Raw genomic sequence first — 24431 nt, forward strand, 5'->3', positions numbered from 1 at the left:
TCACAAATTCCCCAACGCTTTCGGGCACCGAGACGGCAACCCAAGCAAATCGTTGTTGTAGAATAATGCGTCGCCTCTGCAGCCGCCATCACAGTTGACCTTATTTGCGCAACTTCGGCATTCCGGGAGGTTATCTATGGGGCTTGCTTTGATTGCTCGTAGCTGTTTTATGGATTCTGAATTTTGCCACAACTCCGAAATGCTGCCGCCTAAAAGATTACCCAGCTTAAAGGTCGAAAGCGAGGTGCAAGGGTATAGATCGCCGTAGAAGTCGATGTAAGCAAAATTGTCTCCGGCGGGGCATTGCATTTGGTTACCCTCTGGATTTGCGCGGTCAAAGATTGTTAGTTCGGCGGTGTTGAAGAAGATTTTTGGATACTCCGCTATTAGGCGGGTGAGCAGATTTTTCAGCTTTTTTTCTTGGACGGGGGTAAGTTTTAGTTGGTCATAATCGTTCTTGGTTCCAAAGGGCCTCAGGTCTTGCAACGTAATAGCAGAAACCCCCAGAGCGGAGGCTAAATCCGCGATTTTTTCTATTTCAGAAAAATTGTGTTTTGTTACTGTCACCATAACTGTTGTGGACACACCGTTTTCGATTAGCTTTTTTATTGTATTGACTGTTTTTTGGAATGCAGATTTTCCTCGGGTTAGGCTGTTTACTTCTTCAGTGGAGCCATCAAGGCTTATGCCCACGAATAAGTTGAATGCCTTAATTTTCTGCAGAACCTCTGGGGGCATTGAAACGCCGTTCGTTAAAACCGCAACCGTTACCCCCGCGGCTTTCAACTTTTCAACAACACTCCAGAGGTCTTCAAGTAAGAGGCATTCTCCGCCTGTCAATGTCACTTTAAACGCTTTAGCTTGAATTATTTTATCTGCGATTTCTTCAAATTCCCGCAGGGTAAGCGTTTTTTCTTTTGTTTGGTGCGTTTTTGCGTCAGGGAAACAGTAGATGCATGAGAGGTTACATTTGGGAGATAAAGCCCATAAAATGTTGAGCGGGCTTATTTCGCTTTTAATATCGTAGAATGTTGCAGCTGTATGCGGAACACCATCATCAACCGGAGCAGCAGTAGGGTTTTGGGGTTTTTCTTTTAGGAAGCTGTTTGTAAAAAGCCAATTCAGAAACGTTTCGTCTTGTTTTTCAAAGTTATCTTTGAGGATGCATCGGTGGTAGGCTTCTTTTGAGACGCTGATTAAGCCAAGATTTAAACCATTATAGAGAAGATAGCAGGCTGCTTCTTCGCGTACGATTACTTTTGGGTCGAGCTCCACCATTATGTATCAACGCAGGTTTTGGGTTGTTAGCTTAGTTTTAGTCAGTTATTTGATGCAAGAGTTTTAGGGAAAAAGGGAAAACGGTTTTTTGGTTTAAATGCTCAAGGCACGGTTATTTCTTTACGACCTTAGTTGCTGCGGTTTTAACAACTTGGTCACGGATGTTAGCAACGCCTACTCCGCCGATGCCCCAGTCAGCTACTAATCCGCCGGGTCTAGTCACCACTTTGAATGGTTGACCCTCAAAGTTGTGGAGTTCCACCGTGATTGCCTTGGATTTTGCGTCTTTAGCTAATCTTTGCATTTCAGAGAGCATTTTAATTGACGTTGAAATTTTTTCTTCCTCTGCCAAAATTTCACCCCCTGTTTCTATGTAGCAAGTCAGCACTAACTATAAAAATGTAATCTATATTAAATTTTCATATACCCGCCTGAAAGAAAAGCAAACTAAAAGCAACGTAACTTCTGTCGCAACGTGCTCCCTAATTATGCAATTCAATCGTACCCATTAGGGCACAACACAATCAGCACAAAAGAAACTTAAAAACCAATGAAGATACGGAAAAAAGAAAAGCGGGAAGTCTGAGTTACTCACTCAAACTCGCTTTATTGGCGTGCGTATAGGGGTTTTTACTACTTTTTCTATAATTGCAGGCTTTATTGTAGAAACGACAACAACGCCCGAGGCCTTAGCATTTGGGTTGCCAAGCAATCGCAGATGGTCACGGTCATGAAGCAGTAATCCAGCCGCTGATGCATCAATGGGTGATAGTTCATTGAATTTTTCGGTGTATTTTGATATACCTGCATCGTAGGCTTGTTGGTAGGTTTTGCCTTCAAGCAACGCGTAGTTTGCGGCGTTTGAAGCTTCAATGAATTTGTCTAAGTACCATAAATGAACCCAGTGTAATTCGTCATAGCCCAAATATGCTTTGGTTTCAGCGGAAGTGATAGCTAATGGGCCTAACCCTATTGCGCTTTCACAAGATACTGTGCTTACGGCTCGTTTGGTTAGTAAATCTACGTTTGTAGAGTCGATTGCCGCGGTTATGACGTTGCTGTTTTGTCCATAAAGGGTGTAGGAGCTTCCGTGGTCGTAGTGGATTATGAAGTCGGGTTTTACGCTGTTTATGGTTGACTCTATGTTGGCGCGGTTTGCGTTGTTGCCGCCAAGGTCGGTCACTGTCCAGCCCTCGGCTATAGCTTTGGTTTTTACTTGCTCCGCCGCGGGATATGAGAACAATGCGGTATAGTTGTCGCCGGGTACGTTTGGTCGGATGATCACAAGTTTTTTAGAAGTCGCAAAGTGCCATTTTTTTAGCAGGTTAGTGTAGGACAGATTTTCTATAAGCTTTTTTGAATCGACGGTTACGTTCATTCTTCTTTTCCTCCTTTGGCTAATTCAAGTCTGGTTCGGGCCAAAATCTTGGAGAATTCTTGACCATATTCGGTGTCGTTTTCTACTTCTTTTTCTATCTCTTGGGGGGTGAATGTTTTTGTGCCTACAACAATCGCGGGTTGGTTTAGTTTGGTTGTGGGAATTTTGCTCTTCCACTCTTTAATGTCATTGAGGGCGATTTGTTTGGTTACTTGTTTTTCTAATTTTCTTTGCTCATCGTAATCTTTTCCACTCAATCAAAAAACCTCGTTACTATCTAAGAACACTCTATATATAATACTAACTACGGACAGACGACACAGCACTAACAAGACAGGGGAACAGTCAAAGAAGCATCTGATTTTTAGGTTAGCCGCTTTAGTTCGACTATGAGTAGAAGTTAATTCCGTCCGGCTATGCACATTTGCCCCTGTATGAGGCCTGTTGTTCTTTTTAGTGAATCTACAGCAAACAGTTACATGTCTCTGCCTATGACTTGTATGTTATCGGTGCATGCGTCGATAATGTGGCCGCATTCAGGGCAAACACGACAATCAATTCCTTCCTCAATTATGAATACGGGCTCAACTAATTTCCCGCAACAGCTACATTCGATTAACATTTTTACCCCATACACAGTAGGTTAGGAAGCGGATTTAAGGTTAACCTCTACCTTGTTGTTGGAAACAGTTTAAAGCAAGCCCAGTAAGCGTTACTTGGTGGAATAAATGCCGAAATATGGGAAACCCGTCTGGCAATACGTTTTAGAAGCTGCACAAAACCTAAAGGCGCAGACGTTCTCGCCTACTGACATCATCAGAAAGGTTCATGAAACTAACCCAGATATCCCCGACGTTACAATACGTTCCTACGTTATCGCTATGGCGCCTAACCATTATTTTAGTGGACATTGGCCGTCTACCCGTAGGCTGCATGGTTATTTTGAATATCTAGGAGAAGGACGCTTCAGAATCAAAGAAAAAGAAGATACAAAAGGATAAGGAGTTCACAGGCACCGTATGGATTGACTTCAACATGCCTTTGGATTTAGCGCGTTTTTATCTTCACATAGGAGATAGTTGAATCGGCCCTGTTCATCCTTTTTGGGGATTGTTATTACAAATTTTGCCCCTTGATTAGGTAGACCTGTTTCTTGGATTTTCCAGCCGTAAACATCAATCATCTTGCTGATCAAAAACAATCCAAAGCCCGTACTTCCTCCAGTGCTAAACCCCTTCTGGAAAATATGCACCTTGTTCTCTATGGGCACGCCTACCCCGTTATCTTCATAAATTAACTCTAAATTACCCTGATTTACCTTATAGGTGACTCTTATTGTTGTGGCTTTTTCTCCGTATTTGCGAGTATTATCCACTAAATTATAGAACAACTGCATCAAAAATGAATCTCCCAGCAGCCTTAATCCCCTACAATCGCTTATGATGGTCGGTATGGACACTGAGAATAGTCTCTGGGCGTCTTTAATTTTAGTTTCAACGTCGATGTAAGTTAATTTCTCGACACCCAGCTGTTCATAGGTTTTTGCAAAGTCAAAAATGTCAACTGAGTCACAGATCGCCTGCTCAATTATTTGAATCCCAGCAACAACATCAGGCAAATCCGCATGCTTCTTTTTCAACAAATAAGCGATATTGGTTATCCCGGATAGTTTATTTCTGACATCATGCCGTGATAACTCGCCCACTACCCGCAATTTTTCATTCATCAATTCAATTCTACGGGTAGATTCTTTGAGCCTTTGTTCGCTTTTTTTGCGTGCAGTAACATCTACAAAGAAAGCCACAGTAGAAACAAATTCACCATCCTTAAAATTCGCACATGCGTTTCCACTTACATTAATTTCTCGCCCATCTTTAGCGACAAAAACAGTTTCACAATCACGAACACATGCACCATCTGTGACTTTTCTAAAAACATTCAAACAAAACTCCAAATGATCCTTTCTTATGATTTTCTCAATACTTAACGAGGATATTTCCGCATCAGTGTAACCAAGCACTTGTTTCCATTCTTTGTTAACAAAAACAAACTTTCCATCTTTGTCAACTGATTGAACAAGCACATTTGCGGCATCAAGAAATGCATGAGCATCTAATCCAGTTGGAGTAAACATTTTGGGCACTTCAAATTTGTATTATCCTCTGAAAATGTTGGTTTGCACTTAAACCCTTTATGCATCACAGATAAGTATCGTCAGTAGTCAATGCGTTGTTATGAATCCGATAAGTGCCAGCTTCTTTGATGAGGGTCGCTAGGCTATAATTTTGAGCCTCGCCCAAGCAATCCGTGCATCACGAAAAAAAGAAGCTACTTTTAAATAAACAGAAATTAATTTGTTGACAACCGTTTGATTATGGCGCAATTTGGGCTATATTTTGACTTTTTTAGGGGCACATTTTGAAAAATTGTTTAATAAGCGTTTTAGGCTTGAATTTGTTAAGGAGGTACCTAATATAAACCGGAAAACTATAGCAATTAGCCTCATATTGTTAGCGACACTTTCGGCTGTATCTAGCTTAGTGACAATGAATGCATTAGCAGATACAAACTCAACCAGTACAGACACGGACACATCGACTGTAACATCAACGCAGAACACAGACATGCAGATGATGGAGCAAGGGGGCAATGGATTCATGGGCGGTCACGGCGGAAGAGGTCACGATGGAAGCATGAGCAACGTTGAAGTCAGCGAAGAATACAATGCAACAGTAACTGCTATACTTGAAAATGACGCAGACGTAGCAAACTTGATCTCAGAAGGATACACTGTAACATCAATCCACCCGATTATTAAGACAGTAGTTGAAGGCGACGGAACAGTAGCAACCACGGCAACAACTGCAAAAGTAACTATGACCAGCGGAACCACAGGTTACGCCACAATTAACGTTGACATCACAAACGCTCAAGTCACCTACATAACAATAGTAACCAAAACTGTAATCGACAAAACAAGCAGCTAAAACAACGACAACTAAGCCCAACTATATGCTACCGAAGCGAGCCAATAACATCTGCCTGACTGATATTGAAGGCGGTAAATAGAAGTTACATAAAAGAAACAGCCACTCTATTTTCTTTTTTTATTTTTTTGCAAACCCAATGAGTTACCTGAAGGCAATTAGTAAAATAGGCTGGTGTGTTGGCCGTAACCTGCCTTCTGTTGTTGTGGCATTCGGCTAATCGGGCTACCTGCACCTTCCGGCAGAGACTTCATCGGCGCTGTTTGCCCTTTCCACTTGCAGGACGGCCGTTTCACCGTTTCGCGCCCAGCAGACTCGACATCACAAATGTGTCATTGCCGTTTCCGGGTGGACGTTTCGTTTCTGCTCCGTTGCCAAGCCTCTCGGCTTGTCCCCTGCGGGACTGCAATTCTGCATGTGGGCAGAGTTTCCTCAGACCCTCAAATTTTGGGTCCGGAAGCCACACACCAACACGCCAACCCAAAAGGAAAAGCAGCAGACCTACCAATAAAGATACTCACAAAATTGGTGGCTTTTTGAAGAGTAATACTGTGGATTGTTACTCGCGCCAATATTCAGGCTTTCTTAAGGCTTCACAGGGTATTACTTTGCCTGAAACTGAGCCGATGATGTTTGGGCGGAGAGCTTGAACCATCCATGCATCAGCGTCTTTTTCAGGGATGGGATAAAAAGCTTCAAACCCATGTTTACCTGCAGGTATAAAGCCAGACCGCGGATAATACGTTGGGTGCCCAAGAACGAACACTAAGTCTACGCCTGATTTTTGAAGAATGTCAAGCCCTTTTTTAATAAGGGCAGCACCAATGCCCTGTCTTTGAAACCTTGGCACAACCGCAAGGGGGGCTAAGAGCGATATTTTTATGGAAGAGTTGCCCGTGAGGTGTACAGTAGTGAATAGTATGTGCCCTGCAGGTTGACCTTCGACGTAGGCTAAAAGTGAAATTAAGGGGTTGGCTGTGGGATCCGATAGCATGTTTTTAGTGAGTTCTGCCTCTTTTTCTGAGCCGAAAGCTTCACGCTCAACAAACAATATGTCATTGAGGTCGGCTTCTGTTGTTTGCCGTATTTGCATATCGATACACAGCATAGGAGTATGAGTTGCCCTAATAAAAATGAGGGACAACTGAAAGAAGCAGTAGGCTTCTGTATACAAAAGCATCCCCAAAACACAGTTCAAGGCGCCAAAACTGCAGGATTACAATTATTGCTTTACATATTTAAAAAACGGGGGCGTCTATGAGGTCACTCGTCTATGATATCAGGCACCTTTTAGTCCCTTTATGTGTTCCAGCTTTGGAACATCACGTTCCTCCAATAGAACTAAAAACCGCCTGAGTACCATGTTATATGGTGCTGGAATGCAAACCAAACCGCTCACTTTAGGCTTCATTATCGTGGCGCTCTTAATTTTGCCCTGTGCTGAAACTGCATCCGCCGAATCAAGCGTAACCGTCAGCCCTTTGTGTGCAATCGTTTCTGTGGATCAGCCCGTAGAATTTATGGCAAGAAATTATGGTGGAGTGCCCCCTTTAACTTATCAATGGTACTATACCTATCTGGATCCAAACGTAAGCCCCGAGCAATGGAAAAAAGTAGCGGTTCCGGGCGCCAATAATGCAACGTTTCGATTTGTGGCATCTAAAGCGGGCAGATACGGCATATCCATCAGTTGGACGGAGGCGGGCGGTTATGAGGGATACGAATCTTTCCAGCCGATGGGTGTCGTAGTTACTGTTAAACCCCTCCCCGAGACTTCCCATCTAAACATTACCTTCCTTACTGAAGAAAACAAGACCTACACCCAAAATAGCGTCCCCCTAAACTTCACCCTCTTCCAACCAACGCAGTGGGTCGCCTACAGCCTCGATAAACAAAATAACATAACAATAAAGGGAAACACAACCCTAACCGACTTAACCAATGGTGCGCACGTCCTCACCCTCTACGCAAGCGACGCCTACGGCAACCCTGTGACGCCCCAAACAATAGCATTCAATATCGAACCCGAACCGCTCATTCCAGATACAATTTGGGATGCAATGGTGATTTTAGGAGTCATAGCCGCAGTTATAGTCTGCATAGCGGTTTTTGAAAAAAAAGTCAGACACCGATAAACCTTATTTTTTCATCCTTCGCCGAACCGCGGCGTTTGCGTCAGAGAGTTTTTTGAGCGCTAACTCAAAGGTTTCATCCGGAGCCAGTTCTCGTTTAACAAACACGCCCGTTCGCCCCACAGTATCCCGCTTGAGCAGGGCGTGGACTCGGTCAAGCACAGTTTGAGAGGAGACGCCCAGTAGTTTTGCGGCAAAATCTTCCCGCCCGACCACGCTGCTCTCCAAGTGCCCCGTCGAGGTGGGTTCGATGAGCATAAGCCTCTTATCCACTCCCGCCACTCGAACTTGAACCTGTAGCTGGGCAAGTGTGGCTTCGCCGCCGAACCGATAAAACTCCCGCTCTACCCGTCGCATCTCCATCAACGGGAACGTCACCGTTGTGGATTCGTCGATTTCAAGGTGCGCTTTCATAGCGTATGTTGGAGTAGCCTGCACCAGCACCCGCGAGTTAATGGCAATATTTGCTTTTTCTAGTGCTGCTTCAACTGTAAAGCTGCTTTGTACTTCAGGCACAAAAACATCCACGTCACTACCCACTTTAACATCGCCACGTGCGACGCTACCATGCACTACAGAAGGCAGATGCGCCGCCTCCAACGCCGCCATCACCGCGATGGCTTTTTGTCGAAGCTGCTCGAGCCGTCTCCAACGTGTCTCTGAGTAGTGGATTTCTTGGGTTTCTGCGTGGGGAGTGGGTTTTGTTGCCATATTTTATTCGCTAAATCAAACCTTTAGAGTGACATTGTTTATTTACCTTAACCTGTCAATCCGTATGCGTGAATGTGATGGCTGCTCAAACGTGTAGTGTTTGCAAAACGCGTCTCGCCTTCTTCTATCGGCAGTATTCAGGCGAACGCCTCTGCCAACGTTGCTTCTGCGCATCCATCGAAGCCAAAGTCCGAAGCACCATCACACACTATCACATGCTTAAATTCAACGATCACCTCGCCGTGGCGGTCTCAGGCGGCAAAGACAGCCTAAGCCTTCTCTATATACTCTCTAAACTCCGCAAATACCGCCCCCAAACACGCCTAACCGCCGTAACCGTAGACGAAGGCATAAGCGGCTACCGAGACGAAGCCCTCCAAATCGCCGCTGACCTGTGCAAAAAACTCGATGTCCCCCACCACATAGTCTCGTTTAAGGAACTCTACGGCTGTAGTCTTGACGAGATGATTGTTCGGGCACGCCAAAGGGGACAAACTGACCTCACTGCATGTGCCTACTGTGGCGTTTTGCGGCGTAAAGCCATCAACACAGGTGCACGGCAAGTAGACGCCACAAAAGTCGCCACTGCCCATACACTCGACGATGAAGCTCAAACGTTTCTTATGAACATCATCCGCGGTGACATCGCGCGTTTAGCCAAAGAAACTCCTGTTTCCGCTGAAGTTCACCCTTTGTTTGTGCAGAAGATTAAGCCTTTCTGCGAAATACCCGAATCCGAGAGCGCACTCTATGCTTATGTAAAAAAAATTCCACTCCAAGATGTCCCCTGCCCCTACGCTGGTGAAGCACTACGCAATGACCTGCGTGGTATGCTTAACTTGATGGAGCAGAAGCACGCGGGCACCAAATTTACGGTTTTTCGAGCGCTTGAGAAGTTACGTCCTGCCATTGAGGAGACTGCCAAGAAAGAAGATTTTAAAACTTGCGTGGAGTGTGGAGAGCCGTCTGCTGCCGATTTGTGCAAGACCTGCGAGTTGTTGCGGCATGTGCGTTAGGGTTCGCGGGTGAAGCCTTTTTCTGCTTTTAGGCGCCTAATCATCTCTGAGGCTTCCGCTGCGTTTGCAGCCACTGCCACTCTTGGTGCTTTTTGAAGATTAACGCGAACTCCACAGTAGGGGCAGAGCTTGGTTTTTTGGGTCTGCGCCGCGAGCACGTAACCGCCGCAATGGGTGCATTTCAGGATGCTTATGGTCGCCATATCTGGTTATCTTCCGAAAGGCTTTTCCACACACGCCCTCATAATTGTTGCTCAAGGGAAGAAGCGAGCGATATGAGTATTGAACAATCTAAACCCCGAACGCCCCTGCTGGAGCAGGCGGTTTCTTACTTCAAAAAGGAGGGCTTCAAGGTCAACAGCGAAAACATCACCCTAGAAGGCCACAGTGGCATCCAGCGACATTTTGATTTGTTGGTGCAGAAGGGACGGATGGAGCAAGGCGTTTGGGTGCGGGATTGGAACCGAACCATCGGCGTCAACGTCATCATAAACCTCGACACCGCATCAGAGGACGTTGATTTAGGCAGCCCAATTATGATTGGTGAAAAATTCAGCGACCACGCCAAATCCTATAGCAACCGCCGCAAAATCACCCTGCTCACCAAACAAAAACTGGGCAGCCTCAGATAAATCAGGTTTTTAGGTACTCGTCAAGTACGCCTTCACTTTCCAAGGCACTCATCCAGTCAACTGCGCCGACCACACATGATTTGCGTTTTTCTATAATAGCTATGATTTCTTCCACAACAGCCTCTACGGGTTTGGCGGTAACGTCGATTTCACAGACTCTTTCGGCATGCGTTTCCATCGCCTCACCTAAGCATACGTCGAGGATTTCGGCTTGCAGATTCTCCCACAACTTCTGCCCCGTATAGCCACGTTTCTCCATCAATGTTTTGAGTTCTTTGGGGTTGCGACGGAGCACAAAAACCTGTGCATCATGTTGCTTGGGGGTGACGGAGGCTGCGTAGTGTCCGTCTATGACAATGTCTGCGTTTTCTGAGGCGCTGATTGACACTGCGAGGTGCTGTTGCATAGCTTCTTCGTTAATGATGAGGGTGTCGCGGTCGGGGTCTTGACCCAAGGTGAGGTTGTGGGTTTTGGCGTAATCAGTGAGATTGATGTATTCTGCGTGGAGTTTTTGGGCGAGGGCTTTTGCGGTTGTGGTTTTGCCGACGCATGGCGTACCCGTGATAAGGATTACCCTTTTCATAGGCATGTTTGTTGAGCTGGTATAATTATTGGTTTTGGCGTCTTTGTGTTTGTGCTTACTTTTTGGACACGTTTTCGTTGCCTATTTTGCGGGTTTTCCGCGAGATATCACTGTGGTCGTCACAGTAGAGCCTGTTTTCTTCGTAATCCGAATGCTTCATACAGACACCACGATTACAAGTTGAACAAATTCCAACCGCAGTGTCACCGCAGGTATAACATTTCAAAGCTATCTCTTCCTTCTGGTTTCCAGTGTGAAGGTATTGTGCTTATGAATTTTTCTGTTACTAAATTTTTTTGGATGATGTTTATCGTTTAAAATCAGAGATTTAGGGTTTTTTGGGGTGCAGTGAATGTTGGCGGGAATTTGTTTGAGTTTGAAGGGTTAAGTCTCTTTTGGGTGCTCTCCCACAAAGGTAGAGAACCTAAGGAATCTAACCCTCCCTGTTTTAACAGTAAATCAAATTTTTGTTTTGTCTCTTTGTGTGGGTGTGGCGGTTTTATGGTTGCCACATGGTGTTGTTGGTTTGGGTTGTTTTTTGGGTTTGCTTTGTGTTTTGGGGTCTGTTTGGATGTGGCATAACCAGATTCCCCCACACGCCCAACATAGACGCATGTTGAAAACGCCGCCATATGCATGTAGGGAAATGTATAAACTGGTTTTTTCTACACGACAACCAGAACACAAACAAACTTTTTTGATCTACTGTAGTAAAAAAGAAAAGCGGGGTTTTCTGAGCGTTTGGGTCATATTTTGCCTCTTTTTATCACCTTGTAGATTTCAAACCAGATTATGCTGGCGAACCCAGCGACGAAGCAAATCAGCAGGTTGAGCGGAGATAGCGGTGCAAAGACGAATATGCTGCTTAGGGGCGGCACATAAATTACCAACAGCAAAGCGATTATTGCAAGCAAAAGTATTCGCCAGAAAGCCTTGTTTTGTCGACGGAAGATACCTACGATGGATTGGCTCCAGGAGCGATTTGTGAGTATCAATGCCAAGTTGGTCATAACGATAGTTGCAAACGCCATAGTACGAGCGGTATCTGTGCCTAAATCAGTATTAATCGCATATAGATAGACCAAGATTACCAGAGCCAATGCGACTGCACCTTGAATAAACGCGAGGATGGCAGCCTTCTTGTTAAACAGTCTTGAATTAATGCTTCTTGGCTTTCGCTGCATCACATCTGCTTCCCCAGGCTCCGCTTCAAACACGATGGTACAAGCGGGGTCAATTATGAATTCTAGGAAGACTATGTGAACTGGAAGCAGAATCAGGGGCCAACCGAACAGTACAGGTAACGCTGAAAGCCCCGCAATTGGGATGTGAACGGAGAATATGTAAGCGATGGCTTTTTTGAGGTTATCAAAGATTCTGCGACCCATCTTTACGCCGCCAACAATAGAAGTGAAGTCATCATCTAGAAGGACCAAAGTGGAGGCTTCTCGGGCAACATCAGTACCGCGCCCGCCCATTGCAATGCCTATGTCTGCTGATTTTAACGCTGGGGCATCGTTTACGCCGTCCCCAGTCATAGCTACAACATCGCCGTTAGCCTTAAACGCATCAACAATTCGCAGTTTTTGCTCGGGCACAACACGTGCAAAGATGTTTACGTCCCGTATCCGTTCTTTTAGTTGTTCAATGCTCAATTGCTCAAGTTCTGTTCCTGTAATGACGTTCTCGGGGTTTCGTAACCCGATTTGGCGACCAATTTTTTGCGCTGTTAACGGGTAATCGCCAGTTATCATCACGACTCTTATGCCAGCGTTGTAACACTCGTTAACCGCGCCTGAAACGTTGGGTCTAACAGGGTCTGCGAAACCGATTAACCCCAGAAACTGGAATTGAAAATCATGCTGTTCTTTTGGTAGGTCTGTGTGCTTGAAGGAGGCTTTTGCGACGCCTAAAACTCGCAGGCCTTCCTGCGCCATTTTTTGTATGCAACTTTGAATTTCTTTTGCTTGCTCCCCGTTGAGGTGACATAAGTCAAGTATGGCTTCTGGGGCACCTTTGGATGCTATGATATAGTCTTCGCCGCTGGGTGAAGCCCAAACGTTTGACATAGCTAAGAGCTTCGGGGATAAGGGGTACTCGCGGACCAGTTGCCAGTCACCATGGACGTGTTCTGTTTTGGCAAACTCGCCTTCCACGAAGTTTTTGATTGCTTTCTCCATGGGGTCAAAGGGGTCTTGTTTGCAGGCAAGTACACTGAATTCAACGACTTCATGGCAGCAATCGGGCGGATTCTTAAGCGCTGAATCGATATCATACATTTTATTTGCTGAACAGAGCTTTGCAACAGACATTTTGTTTAGTGTTAAAGTGCCTGTTTTGTCAACGCAAAGTACAGTTGCGGACCCAAGGTTTTCTATTGCGTGAGATTGCCGTGTTAGGACATTCTTTTTGGACATGCGCCAAGCGCCAAGAGCCATGAAAATTGTCAGTACAACTGGAAACTCTTCAGGAAGTAATGCCATCGCAAGTGTTACGCCCGCTAATATGCCTTCTATCCAGTCAAAGCGTGTTAAACCATAGACCACAATAATTAGCAAACATAGGCTTAGTCCAAAGATTGCGAAGTTGCGGACTAAAGTTGAAACTTCAACCTTGAGTTTGGTGGTGTCCCTTTCGACATTTTGCAAAACTACGCCTATTTTACCCATTTCCGTCTTGATACCGGTAGCTTTGACTTCTGCTATGGCCTGTCCTTGGGTGACCAGTGTTCCTGAGTAAATGTATGGTTGGTCATCTCCGCCGGGTCGCCAGGTTTGGGTTTCGCCATTCCAAACGGTTTTGCGGACTGGAACCGATTCTCCTGTGAGAAGTGATTCGTCTACCATCAAATTATTGCAAGAATGAAGAATTGCGTCTGCTGGAACACGGTCGCCTTCAGCAATTATTATGGTGTCGCCTGTCACTACTTCTCTGCCGGGGATGCGGATTTGTTTGCCGTCCCTAATTACTAGGGCCCGGGGGCTGGAGAGATTTTTTAGGGCGTCGACTGCTTTTTCTGTTTTTTGTTCTTGATAGATTGTGATGCCCATGACGACGAATACGAAGCTTAATAGGACTAGACCTTCGGTTATGTCGCCTAATATGAAATAGATGCTGCCGCTGGCTACTAGCAAAATAAAAATTGGTTCCTTAATTACGCTTAAGGCGATTTGAAATATGCTTCGCCGCTTGGAGGAGGGTAATTCGTTATAGCCTTCTTTGCACTGTTTTTGTGCTGCTTCATTGGAGGAAATTCCATTCAACGAATCGACGTCTATATTGTGCATGGTACACCACTTTAGAGGGGGGTTTATTGTCCTTGCGTGTAGAGGGAGAACCACAATTCTTAAAGGCTTTTTGTCACTTTATTTTTTTATAAGTGGTGAAATTAGTGAAGGGTACAGAGTTCCAAAAAGCCCTCGAAACTTTAGGGCTAACCAGCTACGAAGCAAAAGCATACATCAGCTTAGTTGAAAAAGGGACATCAAGCGCAGGAGAACTCAGCAAAGTAACCGAAATACCGCACTCAAAAATATACGAGGTTTTAATACGCCTAGAAAAAAAGAAACTGATTGAAATACAAAAGAGCCGCCCCCTATTCTTCAAAGCAGTAAAACCCTCAACAGCAATTCAAGAACTAAAAATAGAAGCAAAAGAAAAACTTGAACAGGAGCTCAACCAAAGAAAAAACTCTTTAGAAGACAACTACACCCGAAAAATCAAAGAGATAACCGAGGCAAACAAAGCTTTAGTTGACCTTGAGAGCCTATATGAGCGGAATGACGCCCTTCAACCCTCAGAAGAGTTCATTTGGACAATCAGAGGAAAATCAAACATAAACAACGAAGCAAAAGGGCTTATTGTTAGTGCTAGACAAGCCGTGCGGTTAATGGTTCCCCATGATGATTTCTCAGAATTAGAATCAGCAATTAAAACTGCCGCGTCCAAAAACGTAAAAGTCCAAATGGTAATCCACGAAGATACCGCCAGCGTACAAAAACTAAAAGAAAACGCCGAAGTATTCTGTGACGCTTCACCCTCACCCACTAACTGTGGTATGATAATGGCGGATGACAAGGCGGGGATTTTTATTTCAGAGAACTTTTTAGTCGGGTTCAGAACCTCAAGCAAGAGTTTGTTAATGGTTCTGGCGCAGTTTTATGGTCACGAATTGGAGGAATCAATTAAACTAAAGAGGTAAAAATAAAGTTAAAGGAAAAAAGGTTTAGGAGGGGTAATAGATGAGTTCTTTTTCTTCTAGCAGTTGTTGGATTTTGTCGACTGCTTCGTAGACTTGCTCTTCCTTCTTCGCGCCGACACAGACGAGTTTTCCTGCGCTAAAGATTAAGAACACAACTTTTGGTTCATCCATTCGGTAGACTGCGCCGGGAAACTGTTCGGGTTCATACATGACGCGGCTGAGTTTGTAGACGAGACTTTCGAGGTCGATTTCGCCGCCGAGTTCGGCTGATGCGACGATGTTTTGGATGTTTACTATGGGTTTTTCAGTGATTTGGATGCCCTCGCTGCGGAGTTCTTTAACTACTTTTTCAACTGCGCTGCGAGATTCTTTTTCTGATTTGGCTCCTGTGCAGACCATTTTGCCTGTTCCAAAGATGAGGGTTGCGGTTTTTGGTTTTTTTAATCGGAAGACTAAGCCGGGAAAGACGCTGGGGTTGTATTCGGTTTGTGGGAATTTCTCCACGATTTTTTGTAAGTCTATTTTTTGATTGAGTGAAACCGATGCTACTATGTTCTGAATCGAGATGATGGGTTTTCGTTTACTCATATCAATCCACTATTTAAAGTATTTAAATTACAGATGGAGTATATAACATCATCTATTTATAAAGGGTAAGTTACCGTTAAACAGCTTCTTTCGTACGTACATTAGCGATTTTAATACATATTTTTCAATAAACTTATGGGCGCGCAAACAATGAAAAAATATACACAAAAAAGCTGCAGCCGATGCTAAAAATAGGATTAGCCATCTAAGGGACAGATACGGTTTGCGTACCACTCCAACCGCTTTCCCCCACCGTAACAAAATTGTACCCAAAAGATTCACCGCACAAACCAGAAACATACCTATACGAGTAGCCTACAACGGCCTGCACCTGAAAGTCCACTTCACCGCCAGATGAAATGCTCCAGTCGTCGAGGAAAAATAAGATAACTGTTTGACCGTTGTCAGATTCCTCGAATTGAGTAACCGAACGATAACTTGAAGCGCTACTCCAATCTTCATAGTGCCCTTTGGAACGAACATTAAAGTACAGTCCAGTTGTGTTGCCGTCGTTGGTGACTGAAGAAATGAAAGCTGGATTGTTAATGGTGACTTTTATGGTTCGATTATCCACATGGTACCCGCTTTGGTCGATGATGGATTTGCCTGTGTAGGGGTCAGTTTTGTATGTTGGGGGCACATCGTGGGAGTAGTCCGCATATGCCACTGTGAAGCTGGGAGTCGAAGGCGTAGTTGTTCCCCAAAGAGGTTTAGGCGGAGTTGTTGGCACAGCCGTCGGCGTGGACGTTGGTTGCGGGGTTGAATAAATGTAGGGCGTTGGGGTTGGAGCAGTAACGGCGCGTTCAAAACTCTGGATGGCAGCGCTTAAGTGGTCTGAGATTTCCACATACCATAAAAGGGACGTTAAAACGATAGCCACAACAATAATCGCTATGGACGGAGCCGTTTTCAACTCTTAGCCCTCACCGTTGAGGTAGAAGCGTTGCCTTGTAAAGTTTACTCAAAACAAAAGGGTAGCTACGCGGTGGGTTCCCGATACAACGGAAAACGTAGCAACGCAGCAATACCGCCTAAAGAGAGCAGTTTAGCACCCGCCTCATGCTCCGTACTAACCACAGTAATGCCCGCGTTACGATGCTCTACCTGCCGCATGAGGTCCTCAAGCTTTAACCGCTGCGCCTCATCCGCATCACGCAAAGTGGTATCGGCAAGCACAAGCTTCTCGACGGCACCCAGCATAATTGCTTGTTCCACAGCGTCTAAGCCGTAGGTTACCGTACCTTGGCCTTTGCCCAGCCTCTTCATAACTTCCTCCATAGTCTCGGTTTCTTCCACCACACGCAACTGATGCGCAGCTTTAAGCAGCACACCCGAACGCAACGCTTCGTCGATGCCTGCGGTGCCGCCGTTGTTGACGCTTTTTATGTCAGCGATGGAACGACTCATTTCTTTGGATTCGTCTTGGAGGTAAGTGACGAAGTCAGTTTTTACGTAGCCTGCCCCGATGATGACTATTGGGTTGTGATTGGTGACCCAGAGCTGGTTGAGGCTGTTTAGGGCAAGACGGAAGTAACCTTTGGTTGCTTCTTCACGTTTGTCCGCGTCGCCTTTGCCGGGGAGGCGAATGCGTTGTTCCACGCGGGTTTCGTATCCGTACTGTTTGGTTTCTGCTATGGCGAAGCCTTCGTCGTCGATGCTAAGGATTAGGAGGGGTTTTTCGGTTTCGCTGGCTTTTGTGAGGCGGTCAAGAAGGTGTTTGGGCCACTCTTTCTTGACGATAGTAAGAGGTTGATTCAATGCTATGGCTAAGGTGTGGTGGGCTCCTGTGGGGATGATGTCGGGGGCGTGGCAGATTAAGCCGTGAATACGCAGTTTCCCCAGAAACTTGTCCCAGCCCACAGATTCTACTTTGACGCCCATGAATGCGGATACGCGTTCGGCGCTTTTGGGTCGGCTGGTTTCGGTGTCCGATTTTATGGCGCGGCTGCTCATGGCGTAGGCTTCGTCGCCTTTGTAGATGACGTTGTAGAGGTGCCAGAGGTCATCGGGGCTGTCGGGTACAACTTTGACGTAGCCTTGGCGGAGGTTTGTTTCGATGATTTTCAAGACGGATGCATCCTGCTAAGCAATTGCGCTTGGAAGTAGAAATATACTGCGTTTAGATAACTTTTTAATTGGGAGTTTTCCATAGGTTAGGTGAAGTTTTTGGGTGATTTTTATGGTTGAAGACTTAGAGGATTATATGTGCCGCTATATTCAGCAGCAGACTGAACCGCTCAAGGGCTGCCTGCTTGCCATTTTAGAGAGCCGGGAACAGTACCTAAGTATTTTGGATGAAAGTTTAGGCACCCCCATCCAGTCAGTTGACATCAAACGCTGCGAGTTGCTCACAGACGCGGGTCTAATGCGTGAAGACATCAAGCTAACACGAGATGGACGCAACACGTACAAGGTTTTTTACCTCACCGATAGGGGTAGAGAAATCGCACAGCAAACCCGACTTAAAGGCTACATGGGTCCGGTACCGCAAACAACACCGTTAGACAACATCTAAAATTATTGCTAAAGGTTGAATCAAAAAAAGGTTTAGGGGAAGAAAAAACTTCCCTCGGGGTAGCTTAGACGAGACCGAGGAGACCCATGAACAGCGGGATGAATACTATTGACAGTGTGCTTAGCAACTTTATGAGTACGTGTAGGCTTGGGCCTGCTGTGTCTTTGAGTGGGTCACCAACTGTGTCACCGACGACTGCTGCGGCGTGAGCTGGGCTACGTTTGCCTCCGAAATGTCCTGATTCGATGAATTTCTTTGCGTTGTCCCATGCGCCACCGCCAGTGTTCATGAATAGTGCTAGTGGTACCGCTGTGATTGTGGTTCCGATTACGACTGCGCCGACTGCGACTGGTCCCAAGAGGATACCGATGATGATTGGAACTGTGACCACGATGACTCCTGGAATTACCATGCCTTTGAGGGCTGCTTTTGTGCTGATGTCAACTGCTTTACCATAGTCTGGTTTACCAGTGCCGTCCATGATACCGGGTATTTCTTTAAATTGACGTCTAACTTCGTTTACCATTTCTGTGGCAGCTTTCCCGACAGCGCTGATTGCTTGGGAACTGAACAGGAAGGGCAACATTGCACCGATGAAACCTGCAACGAGGACTGCTGGCTGTGCGATGTCCACTACGAACGAAGACATGTTAAGTTTAAGCATAACATCTGTGGCGTATGTCTGGAATAGCAGTTGAGCTGCCAGCAACGCAGAACCTAAAGCGAAACCTTTGGTTAAGGCTTTGGTAGTGTTGCCGACTGCATCTAGGGCTTCCATGGTTTCTATGCCTGTTTTTTCTCCGGCCATCTCAGCGATGCCTGCTGCATTATCAGCGATTGGACCAAAGCCGTCGAGAGCTAAGACCATACCCATGACTGCAAGCATACCCATAGTTGCAAGTGCAGTACCGTATACTCCGCCTGTGTAGCCATCAATTCCAATGCCTACAGCAAACTGTGATCCAAGTACATATGATGCAAGCAAAGCGATAACTAGTGTGATGATTGGTAGTGCTGTTGTTTCTAAGCCGACTGCGAAGCCAGTGATGATGTTTGTTGCACTTCCAGTTTGGCTTGCGGCCGCGATGCTTCCTACTGGTTTTCTGTCACGTCCTGTGTAGTAGTCTGTGATTTGGTCGATTAGCACGCTTGCAATCAAACCTGTTAGCAAACATCCAAAGATGTAGTACCAACTGCTTCCGAAGAAAACTATTGAGGCTACTAGGAACATTATTGCTGAGACGATGGTTGCTGCGTTAAGACCTTTGCGTAGCGCTTTCATTGGAGTGTGAATTTCGTTGTCCTTTAGTTTTACGAAGGGCATTGCAATTAAAGTTGCAAAGATTCCTAAAGCTCGGATAACCAGTGGGAATATCAGGAACAATATGTTGCCTGTTGCAGCGCTGACTAAGCCACCGATGACCATGCCACCGATGTTTTCGCCGACTGCAGATTCAAAGAGGTCTGCGCCGCGTCCAGCAGAGTCGCCCACGTTGTCGCCGACGTTGTCAGCGATTACTGCGGGGTTGCGTGGGTCATCTTCTGGTATGCCTGCTTCAACTTTGCCGACAAGGTCTGCACCGACGTCAGCTGCTTTAGTGTAAATACCGCCGCCCAACTGAGCAAATAGTGCTACTAGAGAGGCGCCAAAACCCATACCTACGATGCCAGTTGCGACTGTTGTTCCAACGTCGGAACCGATTTGGAAGGTTCCTCCAAAAAGAACATCCCAACCGCCATAGGCTAAGAAAAGCAAACTAACACTCAATAACGATAAACCGACCACCGCAAAACCCATAGTTGCGCCACCATAAAACGCCGTTTGCAGCGCAGCGTTAGGACCGTTTTTGCCTGCAGCTACGGTGCGCACGTTTGCTTTAGTAGCGTTATCCATGGCGATGTATCCTGCCGCTAAAGAGGAAATAGCGCCGATCAGGAAAGCTACCGCCGTGCCAACGCCGAGAGCTATTGCAATCAGCGCAAAGAGCACGACAATGATTCCACCGATAGTTTTGTATTGACGTTTCAAAAACGCATAGGCGCCTTGGCGTATAGCGTTTCCTACTTCAACCGCCTTCGGTGAACCGGGGCTCATTTTACCGATTTTGCGCATTAGTAAGAGAGATACTAGTATAGCGATTACTCCCGCTATAGGGGCAATCCAAAAAACAAGGGGGGAGTCGAAAGATAGACCAGTTAGTACTTGTAGGGGAATGAACATGTGCAGTAAGCCCTCCCATTTTCCTTATATATTTTTCCTAAAAAATTGTGGTTTGAGTATGTTTAAATCTGAATTTTGAAGATGGAGCAAATATATTTTCGTGTAATTGTTTGCTCGCATTTTTAAGCAAGACAAACATAATCCCATGTAAATCTGGCTCAAATGTGATGTGAAATGTCTAGGTTAACGGTTGTTAAAGTCGGCACAAACGGCATAACCAGCAACGGCAATCTCGACCACGAGGAAATGCAACGCCTCGCAGCTCAAATCGCCGCGGCAACAAAACAAGGCGACAAAATCGTACTTGTCACCTCAGGCGCAGTAGCCGCAGGCATATCCGAATTGGGCATACCCCCAAAACCCAAAGATGTTGCATTCCAGCAGGCTGCAGCCGCAACAGGCCAAAGCGTACTCATGGCAAAGTACCGTGAACTCTTCAAACCCTACGGCCTAAAAGTCGCCCAAATCCTGCTCACCGCCGAAGACCTCTCTAACCGCGCCTCCTACGTTCACACCTGCGACGTTCTGACACTGCTCCTAAAAATCGGCGTTGTCCCCATCATCAACGAAAACGACGTAACCTCAGTCGATGAACTCATGCATGCAGAGGGTTACAAGGTCAACTTCAGCGACAACGATATCCTTAGTGTACTTGTTGCGGGAGCCATCTGCGCGGACTTAGTTATCATACTCTCAGACGTTGAGGGACTCTATACTGCTGACCCCTCGGAGCCAGGAGCCACACTCATAAAAACAGTGGATGCCGTTACGCCCGAGCTTAAAGGCTCTCTTAATGGCAAATCCAAACTTGGACGAGGCGGAATAAAGAGCAAAGTTAAAGCCGCCGAAATAGCTACCACCTGCGGAATACCCGTTGTTATTGCGAACAGCCGCCGAGAAAACGTTATTCTTGACATTCTCGCAGGCAAAGATGTGGGCACTTACTTTAAGCCTCAACAACGTATGCCTGCAGTGAAGCGTTGGATAGCTTACGGCGCCGCAATAGAAGGCACTATACAGGTAAATGAGGGCGCTAAGAAGGCAATTCTGGATGGTTCAAGCCTGCTCCCAGTGGGCGTTATCAGCGTCGTTGGAACCTTTGATAGCGGAGACGTTGTGAGCCTTGAAGATGAAAAACATGTAGAGTTCGCCCGTGGTACCCCCAACTTTAGCAGTACCCAGTTAAATCTAATTAAAGGGTTACAGGTAATAGAGGTACAGCAAAAACTCGGCGCTCAAACCCCCAAAGAAGTTATCGAGCATCGAAACATACACCTACTTGAGGAATAAAGAATGATTGAGGAAATCTGTCAGAAAGCCAAAGCCGCATCCTACGAGATGAGCAAACTTACAAGCGACGCCAAAAACACTGCACTATGCCACATGGCTAACGCGTTAGAGGCGAGTGTAGAGCGGATTTTGGTTGCCAACCGTGCGGATGTAAAAGCCGCTAAGCAACGGGGACTAAAAGCCTCATTACTTGACCGATTAGCCCTTGACCAAAAAAAAGTTTCTAACATGGCAAAAGAACTCCGCGAAGTCGCCGCCCTATCTGACCCCATCGGCGCTGTCTTATCCACATGGACCCGACCCAACGGATTAATCATCAGCCAAGTCCGCGTTCCCATGGGCGTAGTCGGCGTCATCTACGAATCCCGCCCCAACGTCACATCTGACTCCGCAGGCATCTGCATCAAAAGCGGCAACGCCGTAGTTCTCCGGGGCGGCTCAGACGCTCTCAACAGCAACATCACCATCGGCGAAGTCCTCCGTGGCGCTTTAGCTGGAACCAGTGTCCCTGTTGATGCCATCCAGGTTGTTCCTTCGCCTGACCGCAAAGTAGCCGAGGAACTGATGGGCATGCGCCAATACATCGACGTACTTGTTCCCCGAGGCGGCGCAGACCTCATCCAAACCGTAATCGAGAAGTCCCGCATCCCCGTCATCGAAACAGGCACGGGCAACTGCCACGTCTATGTCGACGAAGATGCAGACTTAGCCATGGCAACGCCTATTGTTATTAACGCAAAGTGCCAACGCCCCGGCGTATGTAACGCAGCCGAGAAGCTTCTGGTGCACAGCAAAATCGCACAAAGCTACCTACCCATTATCATTGCAGAACTGCGCAAAAACGGCGTCGAAGTCCGAGGCGACAAAGAAACCTGCCGCATCGTCCTCGACGTGAAACCCACAACCGAACAAGACTGGAGCACCGAATACCTTGACCTAATCATCGGCGTCAAAGTTGTCGGCAGCGTCGACGAAGCAGTCAACCACATCAACAAATACGGCACCCACCACTCCGAAAGCATAGTCACCAAAGACTTCTCCAAAGCCATGCAATTCATCAAAGGCATCGACTCCGCCGCCGTCTACTGGAACGCGTCAACACGCTTCACCGATGGCAACCAATTCGGCTTAGGCGCAGAAATCGGTATTAGCACCCAAAAACTCCATGCCCGCGGGCCCATGAGCATCCAGCATCTCACCACAACAAAATATGTGATTTTAGGCGACGGACAAATCCGAAAATAACCGCCCAGCCTCTTTTATTTGGACATTGTTTTTAGCTCTGTCCAAAGTCGGTTGATGACTTGCCAGCCTTTCCGCCGCGGTATGCTCCCCATTGCAAGGCGGTTGTTGGTGAAGCTAAGTTCGCTCAAATCATAGACGCTAATCCAGCCTTCCGTGTGGACTTTGACATTGCCATCTTGGGCTTGGAGGGTGACTTCAAAGTATTTGGGGGCAGTAAGCCCCAGCCCGCTGGGAATTCCTAAGCGTCCCCGAACGTAGTCGTCTCGTTCGGCTTCGAGGGTGATGCCTTCTTGGTTTATCCAGTATTGAATCTGGGCTTTAACCTCTTCAAGGGTTCGACCAAAAACAAGGATGTCTTGTACCGTGCGGTTCGACTCATTTAAAGTAGTGACTGGTATTGAGCAAGAACCTAAAGAATCGTTGGGTTGCATGTTTTTGGGCGGCTTGTTTAGGGACCTTGTTACGGGGCGAATCATTCGGTAAAAGAAGTAGAGGAAGGCAATGCCTGCAACAAAACCGAAAATGCCCTGAACCAATGCGCCACGGCTAAGATAGCCTATAAAGTAAAAGTAACCCACCAAAAACAGTCCTAAACCATCTAGGGTAACGGCGACGAACCAGAAGCGCCTCCACCATGACCGCTTAGCCTGCAAAGAATAGTCGGGTTCAGGAAACTCTACCAGCAACCTCGACGCCGCTTTCCCCTTCGCAGACAGCACGTATTGTCCAGCGTCATTTTTTTCAAGAAGTTCGCATAGGATTTTTAGGTGGTAGTTTAGGGTTCCTGTGTTATTACAGGACAAAGCAGTCATTAGATCCGTGTAGGTGAGGGCGCCCTTGGCTTCGATTAAGCGGAGGATTTTTCGGCGGGTTTGATCTTTGAGGATTTTGTGGAGAGTCGTTAAATCTGATGACATGAATGCTTATTCGGCAAGAGACAATTTAGGGTTTGTTGACGAAAAAAATCATCAAACAAAAGCCAGCCGTATACGGCGGCATTTTACGTCTCACTATCCTTAAATTCAACCGGCTCACTGACCCGCGCCTGTCATTATTTATGGGAGCACAAACCGTTAAAGTCCAAAGCAGTCAAAACCTGCCCCGTCAACACCTCCACCAAATCTCCTCGATTAGCCGCCGTAACTTGGACAAGTTCAGCATCGGGTCGCTGCTTCGCCGCCACTATAAGGGGGTCTTGAGCGTGAACATGCACAACCGCCAACACCACGCGATGGCTCTCCAGCGCCTGTGTCACGGCATGCTTGAATTTCTCCGAGTACAACTCCATGGGTCCTATTTCGTCGATTGCTACCACGGCTGCTTTTATGGTGGCTTCTTTGATGGCGGTTGCGCCGATATGGTCGAGGTCTTGGAGGTTCACGCGGTACTTGCCAACTTGGGGACCAACCTTTTGATTAACATGCGCCAGCCAGCCCTGCTTGCTCGAGGTTAAGTCGAGGATTTCAAACCCCACCCGCACTCCGTTTTCGCGGACTTCGCGACTAACCATGCCGCCAACAGAGACACCACGGTTTTCCAGAGCGCCAACAATTTTGAGAAGAAGCGTGGTTTTTCCTGTTCCGGGTGCACCAGTAATGAGCCAAACCCGTTTCGCCACGTTTTCACCGCAACATCCAATAATCTAATAGGCGAT

General features: G+C 46.5%; 26 protein-coding genes and 1 other RNA gene. 9 read left to right on the top strand and 18 right to left on the bottom strand.

Annotated features, from left to right (window positions below; translation table 11 throughout):
- From NWE92_12190 to NWE92_12210, 5 genes are all read right to left on the bottom strand, one after another.
- Positions 1-1278: a radical SAM protein gene (locus NWE92_12190; protein ID MCW4030392.1), complete on the bottom strand. Its 1278-nt coding sequence runs from the start codon at positions 1276-1278 to the stop codon at positions 1-3.
- Between the two features lie 112 nt (positions 1279-1390).
- Complete coding sequence (locus tag NWE92_12195; protein MCW4030393.1) at positions 1391-1630, bottom strand: hypothetical protein; 240 nt, start codon at positions 1628-1630, stop codon at positions 1391-1393.
- A gap of 243 nt (positions 1631-1873) precedes the next feature.
- Complete coding sequence (locus tag NWE92_12200; GenBank protein MCW4030394.1) at positions 1874-2656, bottom strand: hypothetical protein; 783 nt, start codon at positions 2654-2656, stop codon at positions 1874-1876.
- Positions 2653-2913, bottom strand: coding sequence for a hypothetical protein (locus NWE92_12205; GenBank protein ID MCW4030395.1), 261 nt, complete (start codon positions 2911-2913; stop codon positions 2653-2655). Before NWE92_12205 ends, NWE92_12200 begins: the two co-directional genes overlap by 4 nt.
- A gap of 218 nt (positions 2914-3131) precedes the next feature.
- The gene (locus NWE92_12210) at positions 3132-3278 is read right to left on the bottom strand and encodes a hypothetical protein (GenBank protein MCW4030396.1); all 147 of its coding nucleotides are present in this window, start codon (positions 3276-3278) and stop codon (positions 3132-3134) included.
- A gap of 106 nt (positions 3279-3384) precedes the next feature.
- Between NWE92_12210 and NWE92_12215 the strand changes: the two genes are divergently transcribed.
- Positions 3385-3657, top strand: coding sequence for a hypothetical protein (locus NWE92_12215; GenBank protein MCW4030397.1), 273 nt, complete (start codon positions 3385-3387; stop codon positions 3655-3657).
- Between the two features lie 29 nt (positions 3658-3686).
- Here the strand turns inward: NWE92_12215 and NWE92_12220 are convergent, their stop codons facing one another.
- Positions 3687-4790, bottom strand: a complete 1104-nt coding sequence (locus NWE92_12220) for a PAS domain-containing sensor histidine kinase (protein ID MCW4030398.1) — start codon at positions 4788-4790, stop codon at positions 3687-3689.
- Between the two features lie 373 nt (positions 4791-5163).
- On the opposite strand from NWE92_12220, the gene NWE92_12225 reads away from it, so the two are divergent.
- On the top strand, positions 5164-5643 hold the full coding sequence (locus NWE92_12225) for a hypothetical protein (GenBank protein ID MCW4030399.1): 480 nt from the start codon (positions 5164-5166) through the stop codon (positions 5641-5643).
- A gap of 174 nt (positions 5644-5817) precedes the next feature.
- On the opposite strand, the gene rnpB is transcribed toward NWE92_12225, so the two are convergent.
- Both rnpB and NWE92_12235 read right to left on the bottom strand, forming a co-directional pair.
- An RNA gene (gene rnpB / locus NWE92_12230) (RNase P RNA component) lies at positions 5818-6119 on the bottom strand.
- A gap of 83 nt (positions 6120-6202) precedes the next feature.
- Positions 6203-6736, bottom strand: a complete 534-nt coding sequence (locus NWE92_12235; protein ID MCW4030400.1) for an N-acetyltransferase — start codon at positions 6734-6736, stop codon at positions 6203-6205.
- 286 nt (positions 6737-7022) lie between these two features.
- Here NWE92_12235 and NWE92_12240 point away from each other — a divergent pair, with 286 nt between their 5' ends.
- The gene (locus tag NWE92_12240) at positions 7023-7778 is read left to right on the top strand and encodes a hypothetical protein (protein ID MCW4030401.1); all 756 of its coding nucleotides are present in this window, start codon (positions 7023-7025) and stop codon (positions 7776-7778) included.
- 3 nt (positions 7779-7781) lie between these two features.
- Here NWE92_12240 and NWE92_12245 read toward each other — a convergent pair whose 3' ends face one another.
- Entirely contained in the window at positions 7782-8486 is a 705-nt protein-coding gene (locus NWE92_12245) for a hypothetical protein (GenBank protein ID MCW4030402.1), read from the bottom strand.
- Positions 8487-8563: 77 nt separating this feature from the next.
- On the opposite strand from NWE92_12245, the gene NWE92_12250 reads away from it, so the two are divergent.
- Positions 8564-9502: a TIGR00269 family protein gene (locus NWE92_12250; GenBank protein MCW4030403.1), complete on the top strand. Its 939-nt coding sequence runs from the start codon at positions 8564-8566 to the stop codon at positions 9500-9502.
- Here NWE92_12250 and NWE92_12255 read toward each other — a convergent pair.
- Positions 9499-9705 carry a DUF1922 domain-containing protein gene (locus tag NWE92_12255; GenBank protein MCW4030404.1) on the bottom strand — a complete coding sequence of 69 codons (207 nt, stop codon included), beginning with the start codon at positions 9703-9705 and terminating at the stop codon, positions 9499-9501. The two genes, NWE92_12250 and NWE92_12255, sit on opposite strands and share 4 nt — an antisense overlap.
- Positions 9706-9777: 72 nt before the next feature.
- Between NWE92_12255 and NWE92_12260 the strand changes: the two genes are divergently transcribed.
- A complete protein-coding gene (locus NWE92_12260; protein ID MCW4030405.1) occupies positions 9778-10134 on the top strand; it encodes a hypothetical protein in 357 nt (118 codons plus the stop codon).
- Position 10135: 1 nt separating this feature from the next.
- On the opposite strand, the gene NWE92_12265 is transcribed toward NWE92_12260, so the two are convergent.
- Entirely contained in the window at positions 10136-10717 is a 582-nt protein-coding gene (locus tag NWE92_12265) for an adenylate kinase family protein (protein MCW4030406.1), read from the bottom strand.
- A gap of 746 nt (positions 10718-11463) precedes the next feature.
- Positions 11464-14004, bottom strand: a complete 2541-nt coding sequence (locus NWE92_12270; GenBank protein MCW4030407.1) for a cation-translocating P-type ATPase — start codon at positions 14002-14004, stop codon at positions 11464-11466.
- A gap of 104 nt (positions 14005-14108) precedes the next feature.
- Here NWE92_12270 and NWE92_12275 point away from each other — a divergent pair, with 104 nt between their 5' ends.
- Positions 14109-14918: a hypothetical protein gene (locus NWE92_12275; protein ID MCW4030408.1), complete on the top strand. Its 810-nt coding sequence runs from the start codon at positions 14109-14111 to the stop codon at positions 14916-14918.
- Positions 14919-14942: 24 nt separating this feature from the next.
- Here the strand turns inward: NWE92_12275 and NWE92_12280 are convergent, their stop codons facing one another.
- The 3 genes from NWE92_12280 to NWE92_12290 all read right to left on the bottom strand — a co-directional run bounded on the left by NWE92_12280 (position 14943) and on the right by NWE92_12290 (position 17573).
- Positions 14943-15506: a TATA-box-binding protein gene (locus tag NWE92_12280; GenBank protein ID MCW4030409.1), complete on the bottom strand. Its 564-nt coding sequence runs from the start codon at positions 15504-15506 to the stop codon at positions 14943-14945.
- A 205-nt stretch (positions 15507-15711) separates the two neighbouring features.
- Positions 15712-16419, bottom strand: a complete 708-nt coding sequence (locus tag NWE92_12285; GenBank protein MCW4030410.1) for a hypothetical protein — start codon at positions 16417-16419, stop codon at positions 15712-15714.
- Between the two features lie 65 nt (positions 16420-16484).
- Positions 16485-17573 (bottom strand): mRNA surveillance protein pelota, encoded by a 1089-nt coding sequence (locus tag NWE92_12290; protein MCW4030411.1) that lies wholly within the window; start codon positions 17571-17573, stop codon positions 16485-16487.
- A gap of 112 nt (positions 17574-17685) precedes the next feature.
- Between NWE92_12290 and NWE92_12295 the strand changes: the two genes are divergently transcribed.
- A complete protein-coding gene (locus tag NWE92_12295) occupies positions 17686-18021 on the top strand; it encodes a hypothetical protein (GenBank protein ID MCW4030412.1) in 336 nt (111 codons plus the stop codon).
- 64 nt (positions 18022-18085) lie between these two features.
- On the opposite strand, the gene NWE92_12300 is transcribed toward NWE92_12295, so the two are convergent.
- Entirely contained in the window at positions 18086-20242 is a 2157-nt protein-coding gene (locus NWE92_12300) for a sodium-translocating pyrophosphatase (protein ID MCW4030413.1), read from the bottom strand.
- Positions 20243-20416: 174 nt separating this feature from the next.
- On the opposite strand from NWE92_12300, the gene proB reads away from it, so the two are divergent.
- Together proB and NWE92_12310 are read left to right on the top strand one after the other, a co-directional pair.
- Entirely contained in the window at positions 20417-21532 is a 1116-nt protein-coding gene (gene proB / locus NWE92_12305; GenBank protein MCW4030414.1) for a glutamate 5-kinase, read from the top strand.
- Positions 21533-21535: 3 nt separating this feature from the next.
- Positions 21536-22777, top strand: a complete 1242-nt coding sequence (locus tag NWE92_12310; GenBank protein MCW4030415.1) for a glutamate-5-semialdehyde dehydrogenase — start codon at positions 21536-21538, stop codon at positions 22775-22777.
- A 14-nt stretch (positions 22778-22791) separates the two neighbouring features.
- Here the strand turns inward: NWE92_12310 and NWE92_12315 are convergent, their stop codons facing one another.
- Entirely contained in the window at positions 22792-23694 is a 903-nt protein-coding gene (locus NWE92_12315) for a winged helix-turn-helix domain-containing protein (GenBank protein ID MCW4030416.1), read from the bottom strand.
- A gap of 134 nt (positions 23695-23828) precedes the next feature.
- Complete coding sequence (locus tag NWE92_12320; protein MCW4030417.1) at positions 23829-24395, bottom strand: NTPase; 567 nt, start codon at positions 24393-24395, stop codon at positions 23829-23831.
- Positions 24396-24431: the final 36 nt, after the last annotated feature.

It is taken from the genome of Candidatus Bathyarchaeota archaeon (genome assembly GCA_026014745.1).
GTDB lineage: Archaea > Thermoproteota > Bathyarchaeia > Bathyarchaeales > Bathycorpusculaceae > Bathycorpusculum.